The organism is Marinomonas sp. ef1 (genome assembly GCF_002806845.1).
In the GTDB taxonomy this organism is placed as follows: Bacteria; Pseudomonadota; Gammaproteobacteria; order Pseudomonadales; family Marinomonadaceae; genus Marinomonas; species Marinomonas polaris.
Genome location: NZ_NHTT01000001.1, coordinates 474,539 through 494,546, shown reverse-complemented (window position 1 = coordinate 494,546; position 20,008 = coordinate 474,539). Strand labels below are relative to the sequence as shown.

The following is a 20,008-nucleotide window of genomic DNA, read 5'->3' as shown; positions in this document are numbered from 1 at the left end:
ATGCAAAGAGATACTTACTTGATGTAGCCGTTTTCACGGTAATAACGGACAGCACCTGGATGTAATGGCGCCACAAGTGATGTATGAACCATTTCAATTGGCTCTAGGCGAGCAAACGCAGGGTGTAATCGCTTGAAAGAATCTAGATTTTCAAAGACGGATTTAGTTAGTTGATAAACCGCTTCATCAGATACATTTGCTGACGTAACAATCGTTGCTTTAGGTCCAAATGTTAGGACATCTTGGTCGTTTCCAGTGTACATACCAGCAGGAATAACCGCTTGTGAAAATGCACTGTTCTTTTGAATAACTGCAAGTGATGCAGGATCAGTCATTGGGATCAACTTGACGTCACAAGTAGTTGTTGCTTCTTGTGCGACACCATTTGGGAGACCAGATACGTAGATGGTCACATCAAATTTATCATCACAAATACCTTGTGCTTGCTCAGACGCTTTTAACTCCGCAGCAATAGAAAAGTCTTCTGTCGTCCAACCTTTTTCAGCCATTAATAGTTCCATCATAGAACGATTACCTGAACCTGGATTACCAATATTTACACGCTTACCAGCAAGGTCATCAAATGTTTTGATACCTGAATCTGCACGAGCCATTAAGTGAATAGGCTCAGGGTGCAAAGAAAAAACAGAACGCAATTCAGGGAAAGGATTACCCTCGAACTGACCTGTCCCTTCTAACGCTGCCGTTTGAACATCTGATTGAGCAACACCGAACTCCAACTCGCCAGAACGGATACTGTTTACGTTGTAACCAGAGCCGCCAGTCGACTCGACAGAGCAACGAATTCCATGCTCTTTACGATCCTTGTTTAACATACGGCAGATAGAGCCGCCTGCAGGGTAATAAACACCTGTTACACCACCAGTACCAATCGATACAAACTGAGTGTCCGCCATGGATAACATGGAAGCGCCTGCAATAGCAGGTACAAGCAAAGCTTTAAATAGTGTTTTTTTAATTATCATAGAATCCTCAAGCATTCCGGTATTTAAAATAATGTCATGTAGCGAGGACCTAATCGCAAATTAAATGCCAAGTTTTAAATAAAACCCTAAGTAATTGATAAATAATAAAATAATTCAATAAATACACCTATTTACTTGTTACTAAAATCTATAACTTAAGTTATAGAAAGATTAGAAGTGCAAAGAAATTGTCAGTTAAACCATGTAAAACAAGCACATTCAATGCACTTAATAACAAAAGCTATGGATATAACTTTTGTTATATCACTCAAAAAATTAACCCTGCTGTCTTTTCCAATTCCATTTTCCAAGCTTTTTTTATTGAGCCGATACCGTTAGTATTCGCCTCAATAACATTCATAAAAGAAGATTTTCTCTACATGCAGAGCCTTTTAAAAATACGCACGCTGGCCTCTTTGCTTTGTTTTTTTTTAAGCTTAGCAACACTTTCTAGCGAGCTATCCGCAGAAGATAGCTTTACAGGGCACTCTGGAAAAAGAATGATTTCAGTGGGAGCTGATTACAACTTCCCGCCCTACGAATTTGCTGGTGAAGATGGAGAACCAACGGGTTATACCGTTGAATTAACAAAAGCCATTGCGGAAGTAATGGGCGTTCATGTCGAAATCGAAATGGCAGATTGGCAAAGCATATTAAAAGGCTTGCACTCTGGTCATTTTGACATCCTTCAAGGAATAGCTTACTCAGATGAACGAGCGCAGAACATCCTCTTTTCTTCTCCACACTCTATAATTAACTACTCAATATTCGCCCGTAAAAACTCCCCTTCAATTAATGATGTTTCGCAACTTAAAAACAAAGAAGTAATAGTTCAAAATGCTAGCATCATGCATGAATACCTTCTTGATAATAATATTCAAGCCATCATCATTCCCGTTAAAACACATGAAGAAGCGTTACGCTTACTTGCTTCTGGTAAACATGATTACGCATTAACAGCAAACTCCCCCAGCCTTTATCTCAGCAAAGAGATGAAGCTTAATAATATTCATGCCATAGCTAGTCCAATTTCAGGTCAACGTTTAAGTTATGGTGCTTTGCAAAAAAATGAAGAGCTAATTGCTATTTTCAATGAAGGCTTAGCCATCCTTAGAAATACTGGTCAGCAACAAAAAATTCATGAGAAATGGTTTGGAGCATTACAACAGTCGTCCTTCCCATGGAAAGAATTAGGATTGTATGCAGCCTATATTATTATCGCTTTATTGTTGGCAATCAGCGCCATAGGTATATGGAATGCGATGCTGCGAAAAGAAGTTGAAAAGCGGTCTTCCCAATTAAAAGCGCAGCAAGAACAGCTCATACAAGCAGATAAAATGGCGTCATTAGGTGTGCTTGTGTCCGGTGTGGCACACGAAATAAACAACCCAACAGGCTTGCTTATGCTTAATCTTCCTATTCTAAAATCAGCTTGGGAAGATGCTCTACCCTATCTAGCTCAATACGCGAAAGAAGATCCGAATTTTTCATTAGCGGGCCTTAGATTTGATCGCTTGAGTCAGGAGTTACCATATTTATTAGACGAAATGGATCAAAGCACCTTAAGAATTCGAAACATAGTGAATGATTTAAAAGATTTTGCTCGTGAAGAACCAAATGAAATAACTCAAGAAGTAAACATCAATCAAATAGTATCTACCGCTATTCGCTTGGTAGATACGACTATTCGAAACACTACAGATGATTTTGAACTGTACTTAGATAAACGCAATCCAATTATTATCGGAAGTGCTCAACGGGTAGAACAAGTTATCATCAACCTAATAATCAATGCTTGTGATGCAGTTGAAAAACGCACAGAAGCCATTCGAGTCACCACCACTCAGAGCTTAGATGAAAAAGAGGTCCTTCTTGTTATTGAGGATGAAGGGCGAGGCATTGATCCAGCCAACATTCTGCGTTTAACAGACCCATTCTTCACAACAAAGAGAGAGCAAGGCGGGACAGGACTAGGCTTGTCTGTTTCTTCTGCTATCATAAAAGCACATCATGGTACATTAGCTTTTGATTCTGAGTTAAATAAAGGCACCAGCGTCACTGTTTCTTTCCCCATTTATAAGCCAAATGATGCAATGGAAGGCACTTTTATCAATACCGTTCACTCAGAACCATCTATATAAAATAAGAGCCTTTCATGAAATATAATCTCTACCCTCAATTTAAGATTTTATTAGTTGATGATGAAGTCGCTTTTCTTAGAAGCATGTCATTAACATTAGAAAGACAAGGGTATAACAATTTAATGACATGCTCAGATCCAAGCCTAGTGCCCTCGTTCATGGAAAAAGAAGATATTGGTTTGGTTTTATTGGATCTCACCATGCCGAGAATTTCAGGTCAAAAAGTATTGTCATGGTTAAAAGAAGAATACCCTAATGTGTGCGTCATCATTATAAGCGGTGTAAACCAAGTAGATTCAGCGGTAGAGTGCGTAAAACAAGGAGCATTCGATTATTTTGTAAAAACTTCGGATCAAAATCAAATTCTAGATGGCTTAAAACGGGCGATTCATACCCAAGAGCTCACTCTAGAAAATCAAGCTTTGCGCTCACAAATTCTATCCAATGAACTAGAAAGACCTGATATCTTTTCAAAAATAATCACTTCAGATCAAGTAATGTGGTCAGTTTTTCGTTATATCGAGTCTATCGCTAACACACGCCAGCCAGTTTTAATTTCAGGTGAAAGTGGTGTCGGTAAAGAGTTAATCGCTAATGTCATTCACGAATTAAGCAACTGTTCAGGCCCACTAGTGAGTGTCAACGTAGCTGGAGTAGATGACAACGTATTTGCAGATACACTCTTTGGCCACTCTCGTGGCGCCTTCACAGGCGCAGACAAAACACGACTAGGGCTAGTCGAAAAAGCAGCAAACGGAACGCTATTCCTTGATGAGATTGGTGACTTAAGCTTAGCCTCTCAGATTAAGCTTCTGCGGCTTCTACAAGAAGGTGAATATTATCCTGTTGGAAGTGATAAACCAAAAAGAATGGAAGCAAGGATAGTAGTCGCTACACATCAAAAATTAGAAGAGCTACAAGCTGAAGGCAAATTTCGAAAAGATTTATTCTTTCGCTTAAAAACCCATATGGTCAACATACCACCACTAAGAGAGCGTTTAGCTGATCTTCCTTTATTAATTGATCACTTTATCAAATCAGCTTGTGAAGAAATGAATAAACCAGCTTTAACTGCACCAAAAAGTTTATCTGTAAGTTTATCTCAGTACACTTTTCCTGGTAATGCCCGCGAACTAAAAGCACTAGTGTATGACGCAGTTAGCCAAAGTACATCAAACAAACTCAATTGCGCACCTTTCGAACCACTTTTAAGCAAAGAGAATCATTTAGTTTTCACAGAAAGTCCGGTGCAGTTTCCAACCAATACACAGTTACCAACTCTAAGCAATATGGCAGATTTATTAGTCGAAGAAGCAATGAAAAGAGCAAGCAATAACCAATCATTAGCAGCAAGAATGCTCGGAATTTCTCAGCCTGCACTGAGTAAACGATTAAAAAACATGAAAGAAAACCAACACAGAAACTAAAAAGGCACTTGAATATTCAGCTAAGGCAATGCGATAGTCTATAACCATACATATGAGGTGATTATGGAATTAGTAGCATTTGATCTAGACGGAACCCTACTGAATCGGCATCAACGCCTTTCTGACTACACGCTAGACACCCTTGAACGTTTAAAAGCCGCAGGGGTTTTCTACACTGTCGCGACAGGCCGCACGCACTTTGCCGCCATGCCTTGCATTGAAGGCCATAAATTTCCTAACTGGCAGATCTTCAAAAACGGGGTTGAATGGTGGGATCCTCAACAAAACCTTTACCGTCATCGTAACCTGCTGTCACAAAGCCATATATCAGAGCTTCTTACTTCTTTTGAAGAAAACGAAGTTACGCCTTTTATCTTCTGCCTAGAAGACGATGGTTCACACAGGGTTTACCATTCACCGCTGACAGGGCATTTGAGCGATCACATAGCCAATGAGCTGGGCAATCATAAAAACATGAGCCTTCACCCAATAGCAGAGCTATCTCATAGCGCAAGAATCACCAACATTAGTGCTATGGGTCGACCCGAGTTTATTGAAAAAATTGTCCTAGATAGCCAAAAACACAGTCACTTAACCGCCTACTCAGGTGGCGGAATTTACAACCCTGATGCATTTTGGTTAGACATACACCACAGTAATGTGTGTAAAGGTTCTGCATTGATGGAACTAAAAGCAGAAATTGGTGCCGAAAGGTTGGTAGTATTTGGAGATGGAGACAATGATCTATCTATGTTCTCTGCTTCAGATGAAGCCTTTGCAACCGATAACGCATTAGTTCATGTGAAAGATGCTGCTACCGATGTCATTGGTCATCATGATGAAGATGGCGTAGCAAGGTATCTAAGAAAAAGGTACAACTTGTAATCTTCCATGTAGGGGTTGATTAAAATTTATCTTCCTCCATTAATAGATGTAGGGATGAGCTGTTTTATCATTCTGATTGAGATATTTACACGACGTTACGAGTAAGGTAATAGTGAAAATACCTCATTAACCAAAAGACAACATAAATGCCTTTACCCAACGATCATTTTGAACCATGATTGTTAAAAGAATAATTAGTTTGGAGAAATGCCATGTTTGAATTTTTGTTATTCGTCGCTGCCTGCGCAGCAATTGCTTTCTTGGTAGCCAATATCCAGAAAAACACTGCTCAACCGAAAACAAAGCTGCAACCAATCAAAATTGAGCGCGAAGAAGTACGTCGTCCAGTACCACGTCATAGACGCCCATACTAAATAACCCATTCTCCATTCTAACTATTTGCCAGATTGAAACCTTTTCAATCTGGCATTTACATATTTATCCCGTACTCTTTTAGTTTGTTCGCAATTGCACTGTGACTCATGCCAACCGCCTTGGCGAGCCGTCTTGTACTTGGGAAATTGGGATAAAGTCGCTTCAATAATTCAGCTTCCCATTGCTTCACTGTCACTTCCAACGAATCATCAATCAAAGCCATGTCTACCATGTAATTGTTTTCTGGTAACAGGATATCTTCAGCTTGCCACTCTTTGTCTTTGATTGTCAGTAAGGTTTGTAAGCAAGTATTTTGTAACTCTTTCAAATTACCCGGCCAAGAATATAAAGCCAACTTGGTTAAAGCGCCTTTTGAAATAGAAGGCACGGGCAAACGATAACGTTCGGCCTGAGCTGATATTACTTGCTGAATAAGTCCTTCTATATCCTCTTTGCGATCTCGAAGCGATGGCATAGCTAGCGCTAACGTTGCCAAAGAGAAATACAGTGTTTTATTTAATGCCTCGCTATTACTAAGCTGCTTTTGACTTAGCGAAGATAAACTGACCAAACGAACATTACTATCAAGACTGGTACTTTCGCCAGGATGACGAGACAACCAACTGGCCAGATCTAACTGTACCTGCTCATCAAGACATTCAATATCTTCAATAACAAACCAACCCGACATTTTATCTAGCTTGTTAATATCTTCTCTGACTAATTCTCGCGCGTGACGAACAATCAGTTGAGCCTCTCTGTCCCCCTGATGCTTTTGCCAATACTGAAATAACGCGTCGACCAAGTCTCTCTTGCCCGTACCAACCTCACCTTGAACCAACAAAGGCATTGGCACTTCGGCAAACGCTTTGGCTTGAAGCAATGTTCGTCTCATTGCTTCACTTTTCATCACTGCTGGTCGGAAATAGTTTTCTAAATAATTTTCCGCGTCTGGTGCTTGCTTTAGGCTCTCAGCTTGACGATCCAAACGTGTTTTAGATTTCAGATAAATCACAGTGCCAGCAGGATTGGCAACACCTTCGTCGTCACTGACAAAAATCGGCTTCATTTCCAGCAATAAGGTTTTGTTGCGAATACGAATCCGTTTACTCATGCCATCTCGTGGATTCGCCCATGCATCTTTGGAAACATTAATTCCTTTGATAAACTGCTGAACCGGTTTATGTAGCAGATTCAACACGGATACATTCAAATCTTCCGCAGCAAGCTCCGTCACCATGGTGATATTGCCTTTCAAATCGACCGAAATCACACCATCAGGTAAGGCTTCTAACAAAGTATAAAGGGCATTGTGCTCTCTTTCAGATGGCGTAAACATCACGGTTTTGACATCTTCAACACTGTCTAAGCGACGAATATCAGCCAATAACTGCTGTAGTTTTGAGAAAGGTATATCGGAAAAGCCACAATAAATACAACGTCGCTTGGTATCCACTTCCACTAAGCGCATATCGATACCATGAGGAATAAATAGGTCGAGGGCTTCTCGTACCATACCTATCCTGTCTTCACATTGTATTTCTAATCTCATTAGTTCTCTCTTAGATTTTCTCTTTAGCTCTCTTTTTAAGAGACTGAAACAGCGGATTTTGAACTTAGCAATAATAGGTTTTGCTGTGGTGCAAAGGTTCCATACAAAGGCAAAACTGCCGCACCCAAAACACCGGCGGTATGACCCGTTTGAGCAATACGAATCGCAGGCAAAGGCAGCATACTGTGTGCTGTTAACGCATTTTCGATACAAATAATTAACGCTGCCAATACTGGCGGCGGCAAACGACCACCAATCAATATCGCTTCTGGATCGTATAAAGCAACAACAGAAGCCAAAGCTGGAGTCACTTCAAACGCCACCTCGCTCGCCCATTGTTCGATAAGTGTAGTGTATTGAGGTTCAAGCCACAGATCATCAGTCGAAGGCCATTGAATTTGCTTATCAGCAAAAAAACGACGCAAGGAAGACAATGACAAGGCCTCAAGAATCCATTTGCCATGCTTTCCTGTGGCGGTAGGAATTAAACCAAAGCTACCGGCTTTTCCGTGAGCACCAAAGTAACACTCGCCATTAGCCACAAAACTACCGCCGCAAGCGGTACTGACGAAGAGGTAAAAGAAGTCACGCTGTGGTGCAACAGACGCGAGTAACAACTCACTGGTCGCCGCGGCGACAGCGTCGTTCTCGCAAAAGCATGGCACGCCGGTTAAATCCGTCAGCCAAGATTCAAACGCATCCGATTGCCAATAAGCCAAAGCGGCTTTTAGATTGCTCAAATCCGCTCTTTGGTCAGAGTCCGTCACCAAGGTTTCCAGCCAAGAGTCCATATAGTCGGGTCTTGCCAAACCAATTCCTTGAACCTTACTCCAGTCCTCACCTAACGTTGTTTTCACTTCTTCAATTAGATCTTGAGCGATTTTCTTCGCCAAGTTTTCGGTGGGAAAAGACACTATTCGTTCTAACAACAAAACACATTCGCCACTAAAATCTAGCAGAGCGGCACTGATATGGTCGCGATCGACATTAATGCCTAAGCCATAAGCGCCTTTTTTGTTGATACTAAGTTTTATTGAAGGCTGGCCACGACGACCTTTTACTTTGCCGTCGACTTGCAGCAATTGCCTTTCAAGCAAAGATGACGTGATCACGGAAATCGTCTGAGCACTCAACCCAGTTTGCTCAGCAATCTTCACTCGGGAGATTTCGGGATGCTGTCGAACTAAATGAAGAATAATACGTTCATTGTAAATGCGGCTTTGTTCAGAAGTACTACCTGACGATTTCATATAACCCTACTCTCATATTGAGCCCGTAAACTAGGAACATTTTCTCTACTGCGCTAGTGACATTACGCAAAGATATCAAAGGATAGCCCTCATTTAATAAATCTAATTGATTTAATAATATAACCCATTAAGATGAGAAATCAGTATTAGATCTTATAAACAACTTAAACAAAAATAAAAAGGCTCGCATTATACAGTAGAGCCATAGCAAAGGACGAAATCATGCCTTCTTTTCCAGAGTTTACATCTACCGCTTTTTTAAAAGACCACATCCAATCAACGATGCAATTCTATCACCCAAACTGTATTGACCCTGCAGGTGGTTTTTTTCAATTCTTCAAAGACAATGGCAACATTTACGATACAGATACTCGGCACTTGGTCAGCAGTACACGTTTCGTTTTCAATTACGCAAAAGCGTATCAAGCAGAAGGCAAAGCCGAGTATTTAGAGACGACACGTCACGGCTTAAGCTATTTGAGAAATCGTCATCGCCGAGAAAATGGTGGTTATGTTTGGTTGCTAAACAAAGACAAAAATCTTGATGAAACCAACCACTGCTATGGCTTTGCCTTTGTTATGCTCGCTTATGCAACTGCCTATAAAGCCGGAGTAGAAGAAGCAAAACCATGGATTCAAGAAACTTTCGAAACCATGGAAAAACATTTTTGGGATGCCGAGTTTGGTTTATACAAAGATGAGATATCCTGCGACTGGCAAGATGTTTCACCTTATCGAGGTCAAAATGCCAACATGCATAGCTGCGAAGCACTGCTTGCTGCTTACGACGCCACACAAGAGCCTCATTATCTTGAGCGCGCGACATTGCTAGCCCATAACATTTGCTTGCGCCAAGCGGCGCTCGCTGGCGGGGAAATTTGGGAACACTACACGATTGATTGGCAAGTTGACTGGGACTACAACAAAGCTGACCCAAAACACTTATTCCGTCCTTGGGGATTTCAACCCGGCCACCAGACAGAATGGGCCAAATTGCTACTTTTGATCAACCAACGTTCGCCACTAGACTGGCTGGTTCCAACGGCTCAAAAACTATTCAACTCAGCGTGGAAAAAATCTTGGGATGAAACAAACGGCGGCCTTTGTTACGGCTACGATCCAGAAGGCAATATTTGCGACGGTGACAAATATTTTTGGGTTCAAGCTGAATCCTTCGCCGCTGCGGCTATGTTAGCCCTCGCCACCAAAGAAGAGCATTATTGGGATAAATACCAACAACTTTGGCAATACAGCTGGTCCCACATGATCGACCATCAATACGGCGCTTGGTTTAGAATTCTAACTCAAGATAATAAAGCCTTCGATGACTGCAAGAGCCCAGCAGGCAAAACAGACTATCACACCATGGGCGCTTGTTATGAAGTCATAGAGCAACTCGCCAAACAGTCTTAACCCACCTACACCCTAATCTCTCTATGAGTGGGGGGCTGTCATTCTATTCATTGATAAAATGGAGTATGATGCAGCCCCTACGATTAGTGGACACGGGCCTCTTCCCTTATGCAGTTAGACAAAATAGATCTTAACTTACTTCGTTATTTAGACTCCTTACTACGGGAGCAAAATGTAACTCACGCCGCAAATCAGCTAGGCATTACACAGCCAGCGATGAGCAACGGGCTAAGACGTTTAAGAGATCTATTTCATGACCCACTACTAGTCAGAACCAGCGATGGCATGATGCCAACTGCTCTGGCGATTCAATTGCAGCCACGTGTTCAAAGTATCCTACAATCGGTTGATGAAGTTCTACACCTAGGACAAAGCTTTGAAGCGGAATCCAGCTCTCGTGTTTTTCGCATTATGGCCAGTGATTACGCCGAAGCCACACTGATTCCACCACTAATGAAAAAGCTCCAAGCCGAAGCACCAAACGTCATTCTTGATGTGATGAATCCAAGCGATGTGAGCTTTCACGATGTTGAAAAAGGCAAAGTCGATTTGGTCATCAACCGCTTCGATGTCTTACCACAATCCTTTCACCAAAAATCGGTTTGGGTTGATCATTTCTCTTGTTTGGTTCCCGCTGATTCAGAGATTGCTAAAAACTTTTCGCTAGAAACCTATCTTGCTTCACCTCACGTTTGGGTGAGTAAAACAGGTTTTGGCGTAGGCGTTGGCATTCAACCAGAAGAAGTTCAAAAACTAGGCTGGGTAGATGGTTCACTGGCGGACTTAGGCTTTAAACGCAACATTCGTCTGTTTACCCGTAACTACAATGTCGCCATGCGCGCCACAGAACAGCTTGGTTTAATTGCTACCTTGCCGTCATTAGCGACTCGCTTGATGAAAGACAACACTAGCGTTGTTGTTTTACCTCCGCCGTTTGACATTCCACCAGTAGAACTAAAAATGCTGTGGAGCCCATTACTACAACACGATCCAGGCCATATTTGGCTACGTTCTACTATTGCCGGTTGCGCTCGCACTATTGCCGAAAACAACAACCTGTAACTCTCTACTCTAGATACCTTCTATAGTATCTAGAAGACAACAAAAGTGACTAACAATAAAAAAAACGAGCACATGGCTCGTTTTTTTGCTTTCAAAGAAAGTTCGCGATGTACCGCTAACTTGGTTTTTACATGTTATTCATTTGCTCAAGCGACTCTTGCGCACTAGATACTGTTCGCTTCAGGTCGGTAATATGGCCATCTTCGATGCTGTAGCACCAACCGTGCACATGTAATTCTTGGCCAATTTTCCAAGCGTTTTGCACAATACTACTCTGGCAAACGTTGGCAACCTGCTCAACCACATTCAGTTCACACATGCGATCAAAACGAGTGTGCTCATCTTCTATCGCGTCCAATTCGCCTCTGTGTAAACGGTATACGTCTTTAATGTGACGCAACCAGTTATCTATCATACCGTGCTCTTCAGTGCCCATTGCGGCTTTAATGCCACCACAACCATAATGACCAACCACCATAATGTGCTTCACTTTTAACACATCAACCGCGAATTGAATAACCGACAAGCAGTTTAAATCTGTGTGCACCACAACATTAGCAATATTACGGTGAACAAAAACTTCACCGGGCAATAAATCGACAATCTGGTTAGCAGGAACGCGGCTGTCTGCACAACCAATCCAGAGATATTCAGGTTGCTGCTGCTTTGATAACGTTGAAAAAAACTCTGGATCTTCAGCGGTTACTTTAGCAGCCCACTCTCTGTTTTTATTAAAAAGGTCATCTAAATGGCTAGACATGATTCACTTCCTTAATTTTCTTTCGATACCAGCGAAGCTTAATGTCCGCAGTGAGGATGATAGAATCGAGCAGTTTTACAGCTTCTCGACCTTCGTACGACGCCTTATGAATATGAGGTGTCATACTTAATAAATCTTGAATTTTTTCTTGCGAATCTAGGCTAAAAGTAAAGGTTTCTGCTTGTTCCAAAACTAACTCGAAATCCGCTACACCCTCAGAAAAAGTTTGTTTGTAATCGTGAATCGATGGATAAAGTATTTTACGTAATTCGATTAGATGATTTGGGCCGGACTCTACCAGCAACATCAAGCCCTCTTCACTGAGCACCCGAGAAAACTCTTTAAAGACTGGAAATCCAAACAGACACAATACAACATCATAACGCTCATCTGGCGCTGGTAAGCTCGCATTACTACCAACTAACCAACTCACCGCTTTGTCACGTTTACTAGCAGCGACAATGGCCCACTTTGAAATATCAAGACCAGTGCGCTCGGCACTAATACCTTGATTACTTAAAGCCTTACCAATTTCACTAAGATAATAACCTTCACCACAACCAGCATCGAGAATTCGAACACCATTAACTAAATGATCTTTTGGCCAAGAAGATAAAATCGCGCTAACAATGGGAAAGTAGTGCTGCTGATTTAAGAAGGCTTGCCGTGCGGCGACCATCTCTTTGCTATCACCTGGGTCTTTAGAACGTTTGTTTTGTACGGGAAGAAGATTAACGTAGCCCGTTTTGGCTAAGTCATAGGTGTGTCCATGTTCGCACGTTAAGACTCGTTCATTACGAGTGAGCAGTGCGGCATCTATCGGACAAGAAAGGTTTTCGAGCGTCGACACAGTGTACCCATAGTTTATTAATTGGCGCTTGAGCAAGGAGAATAACCTATTAACAGCAAGCAGAACATTAAAAAATCCAACGCCATAAAGCTTTCTTATTTCAACGTTTCATTTTAATTTCTAGTGCCTAAGCCATCACACCGTGAGCTTTCAGATACATAAGAAAGTCATCACTGGATAACGGTTTAGAGAACAAATAACCTTGCACTTCTTGGCAATCGTAACCATTTAAGACATCGATTTGTGAACGGTTTTCCACACCCTCGGCGATTACCTTTAAATTTAAACTATTCGCCATCGCAATAGTGGCTTTCACGATGGCATCGTTATCACAATCCAAACCTAAATCATGAATAAAAGATCTATCTATTTTTAGAGTTTGTATTGGGAATTTTTTCAAGTATGCAAGTGATGAATAGCCAGTGCCAAAATCATCAATAGACAGCGTCAGTCCCAACTTACGGAAGCTATGTAACTTTTCAATTGATTGCTGAGCATCCGCCATCAACATACTTTCTGTTAATTCGAGCTCAAGATACTTAGGATCAACACCGGTTTCTTCCAGTGCTCTTTGCACCATATCAACCAAATCTGCTTGCATAAATTGACGACTAGACAAATTAACCGAGAGCTTAATAGGATCCAAACCAGCTTCACGCCATTCTTGCAGCTGACGACAGGCTCTTCGAATAACCCATTCACCCAAAGGAAGAATCAAACCACTCTCTTCTGCTAGGGGAATAAATTGATCTGGGCTGATCATCCCAAGTTCTGGATGAACCCATCGAATCAAAGCTTCTGCACCTACTACAACTTCATCAGGAAGCCTAATCTTCGGCTGATAATGAAGGATAAATTGCTCTTCTTCTATCGCCTTTCGTAAGCCACCGCCCAATGTCAAATGCGCATTAATATTGTCGGCCATATGATCTTCATAAACACAATACATGTTGTGTCCAGTAGACTTAGCACGATACATGGCTGCATCAGCATTTTTGAGCAAATTATCTACGTCATCGGCATGCTGAGGATAGCTTGCAATACCAATACTCGCGGTAATCATCATTTCCATTTTTGCTACAGGATAGGTATTACTCGCATTTTGCATGATACTTCGAGCAATGCTTTCTAGTTCTTCAATTTCATTGGTATTTTCCAATACCACCACAAATTCATCGCCCCCCAACCGATACAAACAAGCACCCGAGGGAATACTACCTTTTATGCGTTCTGCGACTCGTTGAATAAGCTCATCACCGACTCGGTGACCGAAGTTATCATTAATAACTTTGAAACCATCCAAATCCAAATACAAAAGACCAAATTGACGATGACGTTTACGAGCATTCACCAGCGCACTTTCTAACTGCTGATACAGCAAGTTTCTATTCGGTAAATGAGTTAAGCCATCGTAATTATTCAGTCGATAAAGCGCTACTTCGTGATCTCTTTCTTCTTGGATATCGTGGGTTAACAAATAAACAACATTTGTCTTAAGCTGATGCGACACTTCAATCTTATGCCAACGAACCCCGTTTTTAGTAGAAAGCCTTATATCTTGAGACATACTTTCTCGTTGAGCCAAACGACTAATAAAGCTGTTAGCAGCACCAGCTACAGCAAATAAATCTCGTACATGCTCGATGTCACCAAATTGCTCTGTAAAGCATTTGCTGGCTTCTAGATAAATGCCATTTTGTTCAAAAACAGCGAAAGATAAGGTTGTAAAATGTGAAAGAAGACTGGAATGAGAGTTTTCTACTGAAATACGAGGCGCCGAGACTGGATGTGCCTCGACCGATAATCCCTTACGCGCACCACCTAAAGAAATAACAGATCCGCGTACATTATAATGTGTACCATCTTTTGAAACGAACGGCCATTTGAAGGGAAGTGTTTTTCCTACCTCAAGCTCTTTTAAATACAAAGCCAAGCGACTTTTTAACTCAGACCCAATAACACGTTGGCCCGATTTAATGTCACTCAAAGAGTCCATTAATAGAACTTCTGCCGCTTCATTACACCATGGCACGCTTGATTGCTCTATGTCTATAATCCAAGCAGCTAATGGCATCTTACGATGCAGCAATGTAGATAAATCGGTCATTTGTTTTAAACACTACTAATAATAAAATAGATTTTGGGTTTAGACTCTGTCGAATCTCTCACCATGAATCAGGCACAATAAACACATTTCGATGTATTTGGTCTGTTTTATAAAGAGCCGACCTAATAAAAACATGACGAGGACGATCATCAAGTAGGAATTCGCCTACAAGATTGTAGGCAGATTGTAGAGAATTGAAAGGAAAATTATCATTTATGTTGGGCGCCGACAACCAGTGGGGCTTTTGTAAGATTAAAAAACCTGAAAAAAATGGCATGAGTAAATCAATATTAGACACACGAATCCAACCGCCACGATCAATCTGCTTAAGCCACGCACCAACCTCTTCTTTACTACTTAAAGCAGAATACAAGCGACCAAAAACCAATAGATTTGAAATAGGCCGCCGACCTTTAGCAACACCTTCAATTGCAGACATCCCTTCTTCCGTTTGCAAGATCTGTAACTGATGCTCTCGGGCTCTCGTGATCTTCTTAAATAAACTGTCATTCTTGTTTGGCCCGATCCAATCATGAGGAAAAAGATCCGGCCTTTCTAAATAATACTTAATCGCTATTTCGAACTGATGAAGCTCGCCATCAGGTGTTTCCACCAGAATATCCACTTCCCCCAGCGTTTTGCCTTCGCTTTCAATTTGGAAATGCTCCAAATGGATTTTCAAATGTGATAAATGTGCTATCGCAAACGAAAATAACGTCTCAAAATAACTACCAAGAAAGTGCGACTTACAAGCTGCCATGGCAGCAACAAGAGGTTCAGGATCACTGTCCAGCAATAACAAACGTTCATTTACATCCACAACCCAATAAGGCTGAAGATCAAAATCACGCTCGATATAATGCCCTTCCACCAGCCAAGCAAGATCTTTGACTAATGGGTGATGGACCCAATTTGATATCACAAAGTACCACTTAAATGCTGATCAATGCGGTTTAAGCATGTGACTATATGGCGAACTTTAGCATGTGGTTTATCCTTAAAAGCTTCCTCCGCCATGGGAGAAATATGACAACGTACAGGCAAATCACTTCCTGTTGCCAACATAGTTTTAAAGCGTTCTATCATCACAAAACGTAACCATTGCTCGAATCTCATGGTATCAATACAAAAAGGTTCTGAACTTTGTAACGCGTCTTTTGTTGGTTCTTCACATTGCCAAACATCGCAATCTTGCATTGCCATTTGCAAGTCCATCAATAAATCGGCTAACAAATGATGGTCAGAAAAGGCTTTTTTCAACCTGCTTTCTCCTTTGAAAAACGGTAATATAACGTATTTTTATTTACACGCATAATTGCGCCTTTACAGACAATATAGAGCGCCAATAAAAGCGGCAACAAGAGCCAAAACTTTATCATGAACAAAATAGAATCTTTGTCTGACTTATTTGATATGGTCGGTTGTGATGTAAGCTACTACGACCTAGGACGCAACATCACCAAAATCACACCACAACAAGCGGTACAGTTCGATCGTAAACAACAAGCCTACCCTTTCCCATTTCGTCAGCACGCTTGGCTGGCCTGCTTATTAAACATGGGAAGCCAACAAGGCAAAAAATCTAAAAAAGAAGACATCATTGATCAAGGTGTTATTTGGTTTATTAAATTACCATTAGACGAAGCAGGATGTTTAAACCTTGGTACGCGAGATCATTTTATAAAAAGCATCGTCGATAAGATACTACATAAAGGTGAAGAAGCAGGATTATCAGAAGCGCTTGAAGACAGCCCTTATGCCTTCAAACCAGACCAAGAACGCATGGCAAGCCTGCATGCTATTCTAGGCAAAAACCTACATAAAACACCGTCACATTACTTTGACGACGTTGTTAAGCACCTATCGTCGGACCTAACAAAACAAAACGACAGCTGGCAAACATTAGGACTGCAAGGCATAGCAGAACTCGCCGCCAGAGTAAACGAAGACAAATATCAAGCCCTGATACAAAAAGCCATTCAACAAGCCGCTAAGCCTGTTGTTAGCGCTTTATGTCACGCCCTTGAACACGAAACCCTGTCAAGTCAATTACAAGATACGCTTATCGCGCAACTGCAAACCGAGCAAGACGCTCTCATGCAGGCAAGCCATCTACGCGCCCTATCCCGAGCCGACTTAAACGACACACTGTTATTGCCACTATTTGGCTTACTTGGCAGCCTAGCTGAATGCCACGATGACGACCTTCACCCTATCGCCGCACTCGCCGCAAAATGCCCACATTGGTTAGGTCAGAACCCACAGCTTTTGCGTATCATCATGGAAAAATTGGCGCATCGAGAAGATGGCTACATCGCCTTCAAACAAATCGCCGCCGAACTAAGCCAACACCCAGAAACCAAACAACCGCTTTGGACATTACTTCGCGGCGGACACGTCAGCCCAAAACTGGCACAAGCGGTGAGTTACATCTTCACGCAAACACCAAAGTCAGTGCAGTGATTGGGAAAGGTTAGAAATAGAGGAATTGGAGTCTGGAGCGTGTGAACTTAAAAGCGCTACAGACTCAGGTTTTTTGGAATGAATGAAATGACTTATTGCCACTCCATCTTCAAGTCACGGTGTGATTGCGCACAATCCCTTAAATACAAATTGATTAAGCATAACGTAGGCCAGATGAGACGAGGAACGAGGCTTGATCTGACGACCCCCGGCAGCATTAGTGCAGATAAACTTAAAAGCGAATGTCTTGATAAAATCTATTTGAGCACTTAGTTAGCTTTCATTTTCAGTAGAGAGTAAATACTTTCGCAAATCTCTTTCTTGCCTCAACAGGTGAAGAATATAGACTGAGTCGTTATCAACTTTGTAGAAAACACGACAGGGATTCACTACAACTTCTCGATAATTTAGAGTCGAAATTTCTTCAGGGATTCTGCCGGAGTCAGGAAATTGTTCGAGTCTCTGCACCTTACTGATAACATTTTCTACTAATTGCTTCGCAGCGTACGGATTACTAACTGCAATATACTCGGCAATATCATTCAGATTATCCAGTGCTGGCTCAGTCCAAATTATTTGAGCCATTTACTCATTTTCTCTTTGGCTTGCGACATATCCATTGTTCGACCTTCACGGATGGCCTGCTCGCCTTTTGCGATACCTTCCAAGATTTTCATCCGCTCCACCATCAACTCGTAATCAGCTACGTCAAGCAAATAGGCTGATGGCTGACCATGCTCAGTTATGAGAATAGGCTCTTTTGACTCACGCAAATCAGCAAGCAACTTCGTTGCCTGCCTCTTTAATGTAGTAACGACTTCGGTTCTCATAGCGACACCTCAGATTAAAATGTATCACTATAGTATCACTCCAATTTAAAAAGAACTAATGCCTACCGTCACCGGCTTATTATCCCCTCTAGTACTAATAATTAAGCGTTATCAGGTGAACATTCACCCAACCGATCACGTAGGTCAGATGAGACGAGGAACGAGACGTGACCTGACAAGACCTCCCTCGGTGGCATTTGCGCTGTGACACTTAAAAGCGAGCTGCTTGTTAAGAGAGGCTTCTAAAAATATAGATACCCAAGTAATGTCCAAGCAGGTATGGCTAATGCGCGCTTAAGTGTGACAAGCGCATGCCATACTTTGAACGAAGCGATACCCGCAAGCGTTTAGAATCACTCTTAAAAGCTTTGTTAGGTTTGTGCGACAAACTTCATGAGATGGTAGCTTGTATCTCTTCTTGATGGGTGTTCGTCGAGTTACGATGAATCCGTTCCATAAAAAAGGCCCCATTCACCTGAGAAGAAAAAATGGGGCCAAGGTAGATATAAATAGGTTGTCAATGACGAGTCTGTTTGGGCTCGTTCATTTCACGCATTCGTTTTCGGTGTTCTACGAATTCATCGCTTAGCATGTAGTCGCCCTGCTCGGTGTGAGCCAGTGCGCCGCGGTTCACTAGTGCATCTAAGGTTTTTGGCAATACCTTTTGGCGTCGTTCGCCTTTGATAAAGTAAAATTGCTCACCCAATTGGATTAATTTAAAACCAGATTCTAGATACCCAACACATAAGTTTTGAGTTGGCGTTAACTTGAGTTTCATTGTTCACCTCACATTGCCTGCCGTCTCTTAAATTTAAATCAATTGATCATTTATCGTTCATGCTAACTATAGACACTTTTTTCAAGAAGGGTAATTTTCTACCATTAAGATTACAAAAAGATAAAAAAAGAAACTTTTTCGCCCTGTCACGAGCTGAGCTCGTTGATCAACAGTCTCAGAAAACTAAAAAAAAGGGAAGGCATGAAGCCTTCCCTTTCACAAACCTTGCAGTAGTTGCTTTATTCAGCAAACACAACGGTTTTATTACCGTGCACTAGAACACGATCTTCCAAGTGGTAACGTAGTCCGCGTGAAAGTACGAGTTTTTCGATGTCTTTGCCTAAGCGAACCATGTCTTCTGCCGCATGGCTGTGGCGAACACGAATCACGTCTTGTTCGATAATCGGGCCTGCGTCTAAATCGGCTGTGACGTAGTGACAGGTCGCACCAATCAGCTTCACACCACGAACAGCGGCCTGATGGTAAGGCTTAGCACCAATAAAAGACGGCAAGAAGCTGTGATGAATGTTGATTACCTTGTGACGGTATTTCTCACACAAGTATTCAGGGAAGATCTGCATGTAACGCGCTAATACAATGGTATCGGCTTGTGTAGAATCGATACAGGCTTCGATCTCTTGGAAGGCTGGCATTTTGTTTTCTTTCGGCACTGGAATGCAGAAATATGGAATCTTGTACCATTCGACCATAGAACGTAGGTCTTCATGGTTCGCGATAACACCAACGATTTCACAGTTCAGTTCGCCTGTGTGCCAGCGATGCATGATGTCGTTTAGACAATGAGATTCTTTGGTTGCCAACAAGACAACTTTAGGACGATCTTCACTGTCTTTCACATACCAACGCATGTTGAATTCTTCTGCTATTGGCGCGAATTCTTTGCGGAATGTTTCTACATCAATAGCCAAGCTCTCTGCATCAATATCGTGACGCATGAAGAACCATTTTTGCTCTAAATCTGTGTGATGACTCGCTTCGATAATCGAGCCTTGACGCTCGTTTAAAAACTGACTCACCGCCGCTACAATCCCCACTCTATCGGGACAACTAATCACAAGTCGAAATGTTTTCTTTCTCATAATAAAACTTACAAACCTTAAAAACTTTT

The 20,008-nt window shown here is 41.7% G+C and carries 19 protein-coding genes; 7 read left to right on the top strand and 12 right to left on the bottom strand.

The genetic code is table 11. The annotated features are described in order from the left end of the window. Window positions 1–14: 14 nt before the first annotated feature. Window positions 15–986 (bottom strand): TAXI family TRAP transporter solute-binding subunit, encoded by a 972-nt coding sequence (locus CCS02_RS02155; RefSeq protein ID WP_100635510.1) that lies wholly within the window; start codon window positions 984–986, stop codon window positions 15–17. A 188-nt stretch (window positions 987–1,174) separates the two neighbouring features. Here CCS02_RS02155 and CCS02_RS02150 point away from each other — a divergent pair, with 188 nt between their 5' ends. The 4 genes from CCS02_RS02150 (at window position 1,175) to CCS02_RS22110 (ending at window position 5,813) form a co-directional block, all read left to right on the top strand. Then, window positions 1,175–3,127: a transporter substrate-binding domain-containing protein gene (locus tag CCS02_RS02150; protein ID WP_232728796.1), complete on the top strand. Its 1,953-nt coding sequence runs from the start codon at window positions 1,175–1,177 to the stop codon at window positions 3,125–3,127. 14 nt (window positions 3,128–3,141) lie between these two features. Then, entirely contained in the window at window positions 3,142–4,554 is a 1,413-nt protein-coding gene (locus tag CCS02_RS02145; protein WP_100635508.1) for a sigma-54-dependent transcriptional regulator, read from the top strand. 63 nt (window positions 4,555–4,617) lie between these two features. After that, complete coding sequence (locus tag CCS02_RS02140; protein WP_100188104.1) at window positions 4,618–5,439, top strand: HAD-IIB family hydrolase; 822 nt, start codon at window positions 4,618–4,620, stop codon at window positions 5,437–5,439. A gap of 212 nt (window positions 5,440–5,651) precedes the next feature. Further along, entirely contained in the window at window positions 5,652–5,813 is a 162-nt protein-coding gene (locus CCS02_RS22110) for a hypothetical protein (protein ID WP_157789920.1), read from the top strand. A gap of 56 nt (window positions 5,814–5,869) precedes the next feature. Here the strand turns inward: CCS02_RS22110 and CCS02_RS02135 are convergent, their stop codons facing one another. Then, window positions 5,870–7,366: a TyrR/PhhR family helix-turn-helix DNA-binding protein gene (locus tag CCS02_RS02135; RefSeq protein ID WP_100635507.1), complete on the bottom strand. Its 1,497-nt coding sequence runs from the start codon at window positions 7,364–7,366 to the stop codon at window positions 5,870–5,872. Window positions 7,367–7,401: 35 nt separating this feature from the next. Beyond that, window positions 7,402–8,616, bottom strand: a complete 1,215-nt coding sequence (locus tag CCS02_RS02130; RefSeq protein WP_100635505.1) for an ROK family transcriptional regulator — start codon at window positions 8,614–8,616, stop codon at window positions 7,402–7,404. Window positions 8,617–8,838: 222 nt separating this feature from the next. Between CCS02_RS02130 and CCS02_RS02125 the strand changes: the two genes are divergently transcribed. Then, on the top strand, window positions 8,839–10,029 hold the full coding sequence (locus tag CCS02_RS02125) for an AGE family epimerase/isomerase (RefSeq protein WP_100188107.1): 1,191 nt from the start codon (window positions 8,839–8,841) through the stop codon (window positions 10,027–10,029). A 108-nt stretch (window positions 10,030–10,137) separates the two neighbouring features. Continuing rightward, window positions 10,138–11,091 carry a LysR family transcriptional regulator gene (locus CCS02_RS02120; RefSeq protein WP_012069462.1) on the top strand — a complete coding sequence of 318 codons (954 nt, stop codon included), beginning with the start codon at window positions 10,138–10,140 and terminating at the stop codon, window positions 11,089–11,091. A 127-nt stretch (window positions 11,092–11,218) separates the two neighbouring features. On the opposite strand, the gene can is transcribed toward CCS02_RS02120, so the two are convergent. The 5 genes from can to CCS02_RS02095 form a co-directional block, all read right to left on the bottom strand. After that, a complete protein-coding gene (can, locus tag CCS02_RS02115; protein WP_072841470.1) occupies window positions 11,219–11,851 on the bottom strand; it encodes a carbonate dehydratase in 633 nt (210 codons plus the stop codon). Then, window positions 11,844–12,701: a putative RNA methyltransferase gene (locus CCS02_RS02110; RefSeq protein ID WP_072841472.1), complete on the bottom strand. Its 858-nt coding sequence runs from the start codon at window positions 12,699–12,701 to the stop codon at window positions 11,844–11,846. Before CCS02_RS02110 ends, can begins: the two co-directional genes overlap by 8 nt. A 127-nt stretch (window positions 12,702–12,828) precedes the next feature. Beyond that, entirely contained in the window at window positions 12,829–14,808 is a 1,980-nt protein-coding gene (locus CCS02_RS02105) for a putative bifunctional diguanylate cyclase/phosphodiesterase (protein ID WP_072841474.1), read from the bottom strand. Between the two features lie 58 nt (window positions 14,809–14,866). Beyond that, the gene (locus tag CCS02_RS02100) at window positions 14,867–15,730 is read right to left on the bottom strand and encodes a DUF1853 family protein (RefSeq protein ID WP_100635504.1); all 864 of its coding nucleotides are present in this window, start codon (window positions 15,728–15,730) and stop codon (window positions 14,867–14,869) included. Continuing rightward, window positions 15,727–16,068 (bottom strand): YqcC family protein, encoded by a 342-nt coding sequence (locus CCS02_RS02095; RefSeq protein WP_072841478.1) that lies wholly within the window; start codon window positions 16,066–16,068, stop codon window positions 15,727–15,729. Before CCS02_RS02095 ends, CCS02_RS02100 begins: the two co-directional genes overlap by 4 nt. A gap of 117 nt (window positions 16,069–16,185) precedes the next feature. Here CCS02_RS02095 and CCS02_RS02090 point away from each other — a divergent pair, with 117 nt between their 5' ends. Beyond that, the gene (locus tag CCS02_RS02090; RefSeq protein WP_100635503.1) at window positions 16,186–17,271 is read left to right on the top strand and encodes a DUF3549 family protein; all 1,086 of its coding nucleotides are present in this window, start codon (window positions 16,186–16,188) and stop codon (window positions 17,269–17,271) included. A gap of 273 nt (window positions 17,272–17,544) precedes the next feature. Here the strand turns inward: CCS02_RS02090 and CCS02_RS02085 are convergent, their stop codons facing one another. The 4 genes from CCS02_RS02085 to purU all read right to left on the bottom strand — a co-directional run bounded on the left by CCS02_RS02085 (window position 17,545) and on the right by purU (window position 19,979). Further along, window positions 17,545–17,856 carry a type II toxin-antitoxin system RelE/ParE family toxin gene (locus CCS02_RS02085; RefSeq protein WP_100635502.1) on the bottom strand — a complete coding sequence of 104 codons (312 nt, stop codon included), beginning with the start codon at window positions 17,854–17,856 and terminating at the stop codon, window positions 17,545–17,547. Further along, window positions 17,844–18,101, bottom strand: a complete 258-nt coding sequence (locus tag CCS02_RS02080) for a type II toxin-antitoxin system Phd/YefM family antitoxin (RefSeq protein WP_012069454.1) — start codon at window positions 18,099–18,101, stop codon at window positions 17,844–17,846. The genes CCS02_RS02085 and CCS02_RS02080 overlap by 13 nt, the downstream gene beginning before the upstream one ends. Before the next feature lie 517 nt (window positions 18,102–18,618). Beyond that, window positions 18,619–18,879 carry a hypothetical protein gene (locus CCS02_RS02075; RefSeq protein ID WP_012069448.1) on the bottom strand — a complete coding sequence of 87 codons (261 nt, stop codon included), beginning with the start codon at window positions 18,877–18,879 and terminating at the stop codon, window positions 18,619–18,621. Between the two features lie 239 nt (window positions 18,880–19,118). Then, window positions 19,119–19,979: a formyltetrahydrofolate deformylase gene (gene purU, locus CCS02_RS02070; protein WP_072838043.1), complete on the bottom strand. Its 861-nt coding sequence runs from the start codon at window positions 19,977–19,979 to the stop codon at window positions 19,119–19,121. Window positions 19,980–20,008 lie beyond the last annotated feature (29 nt).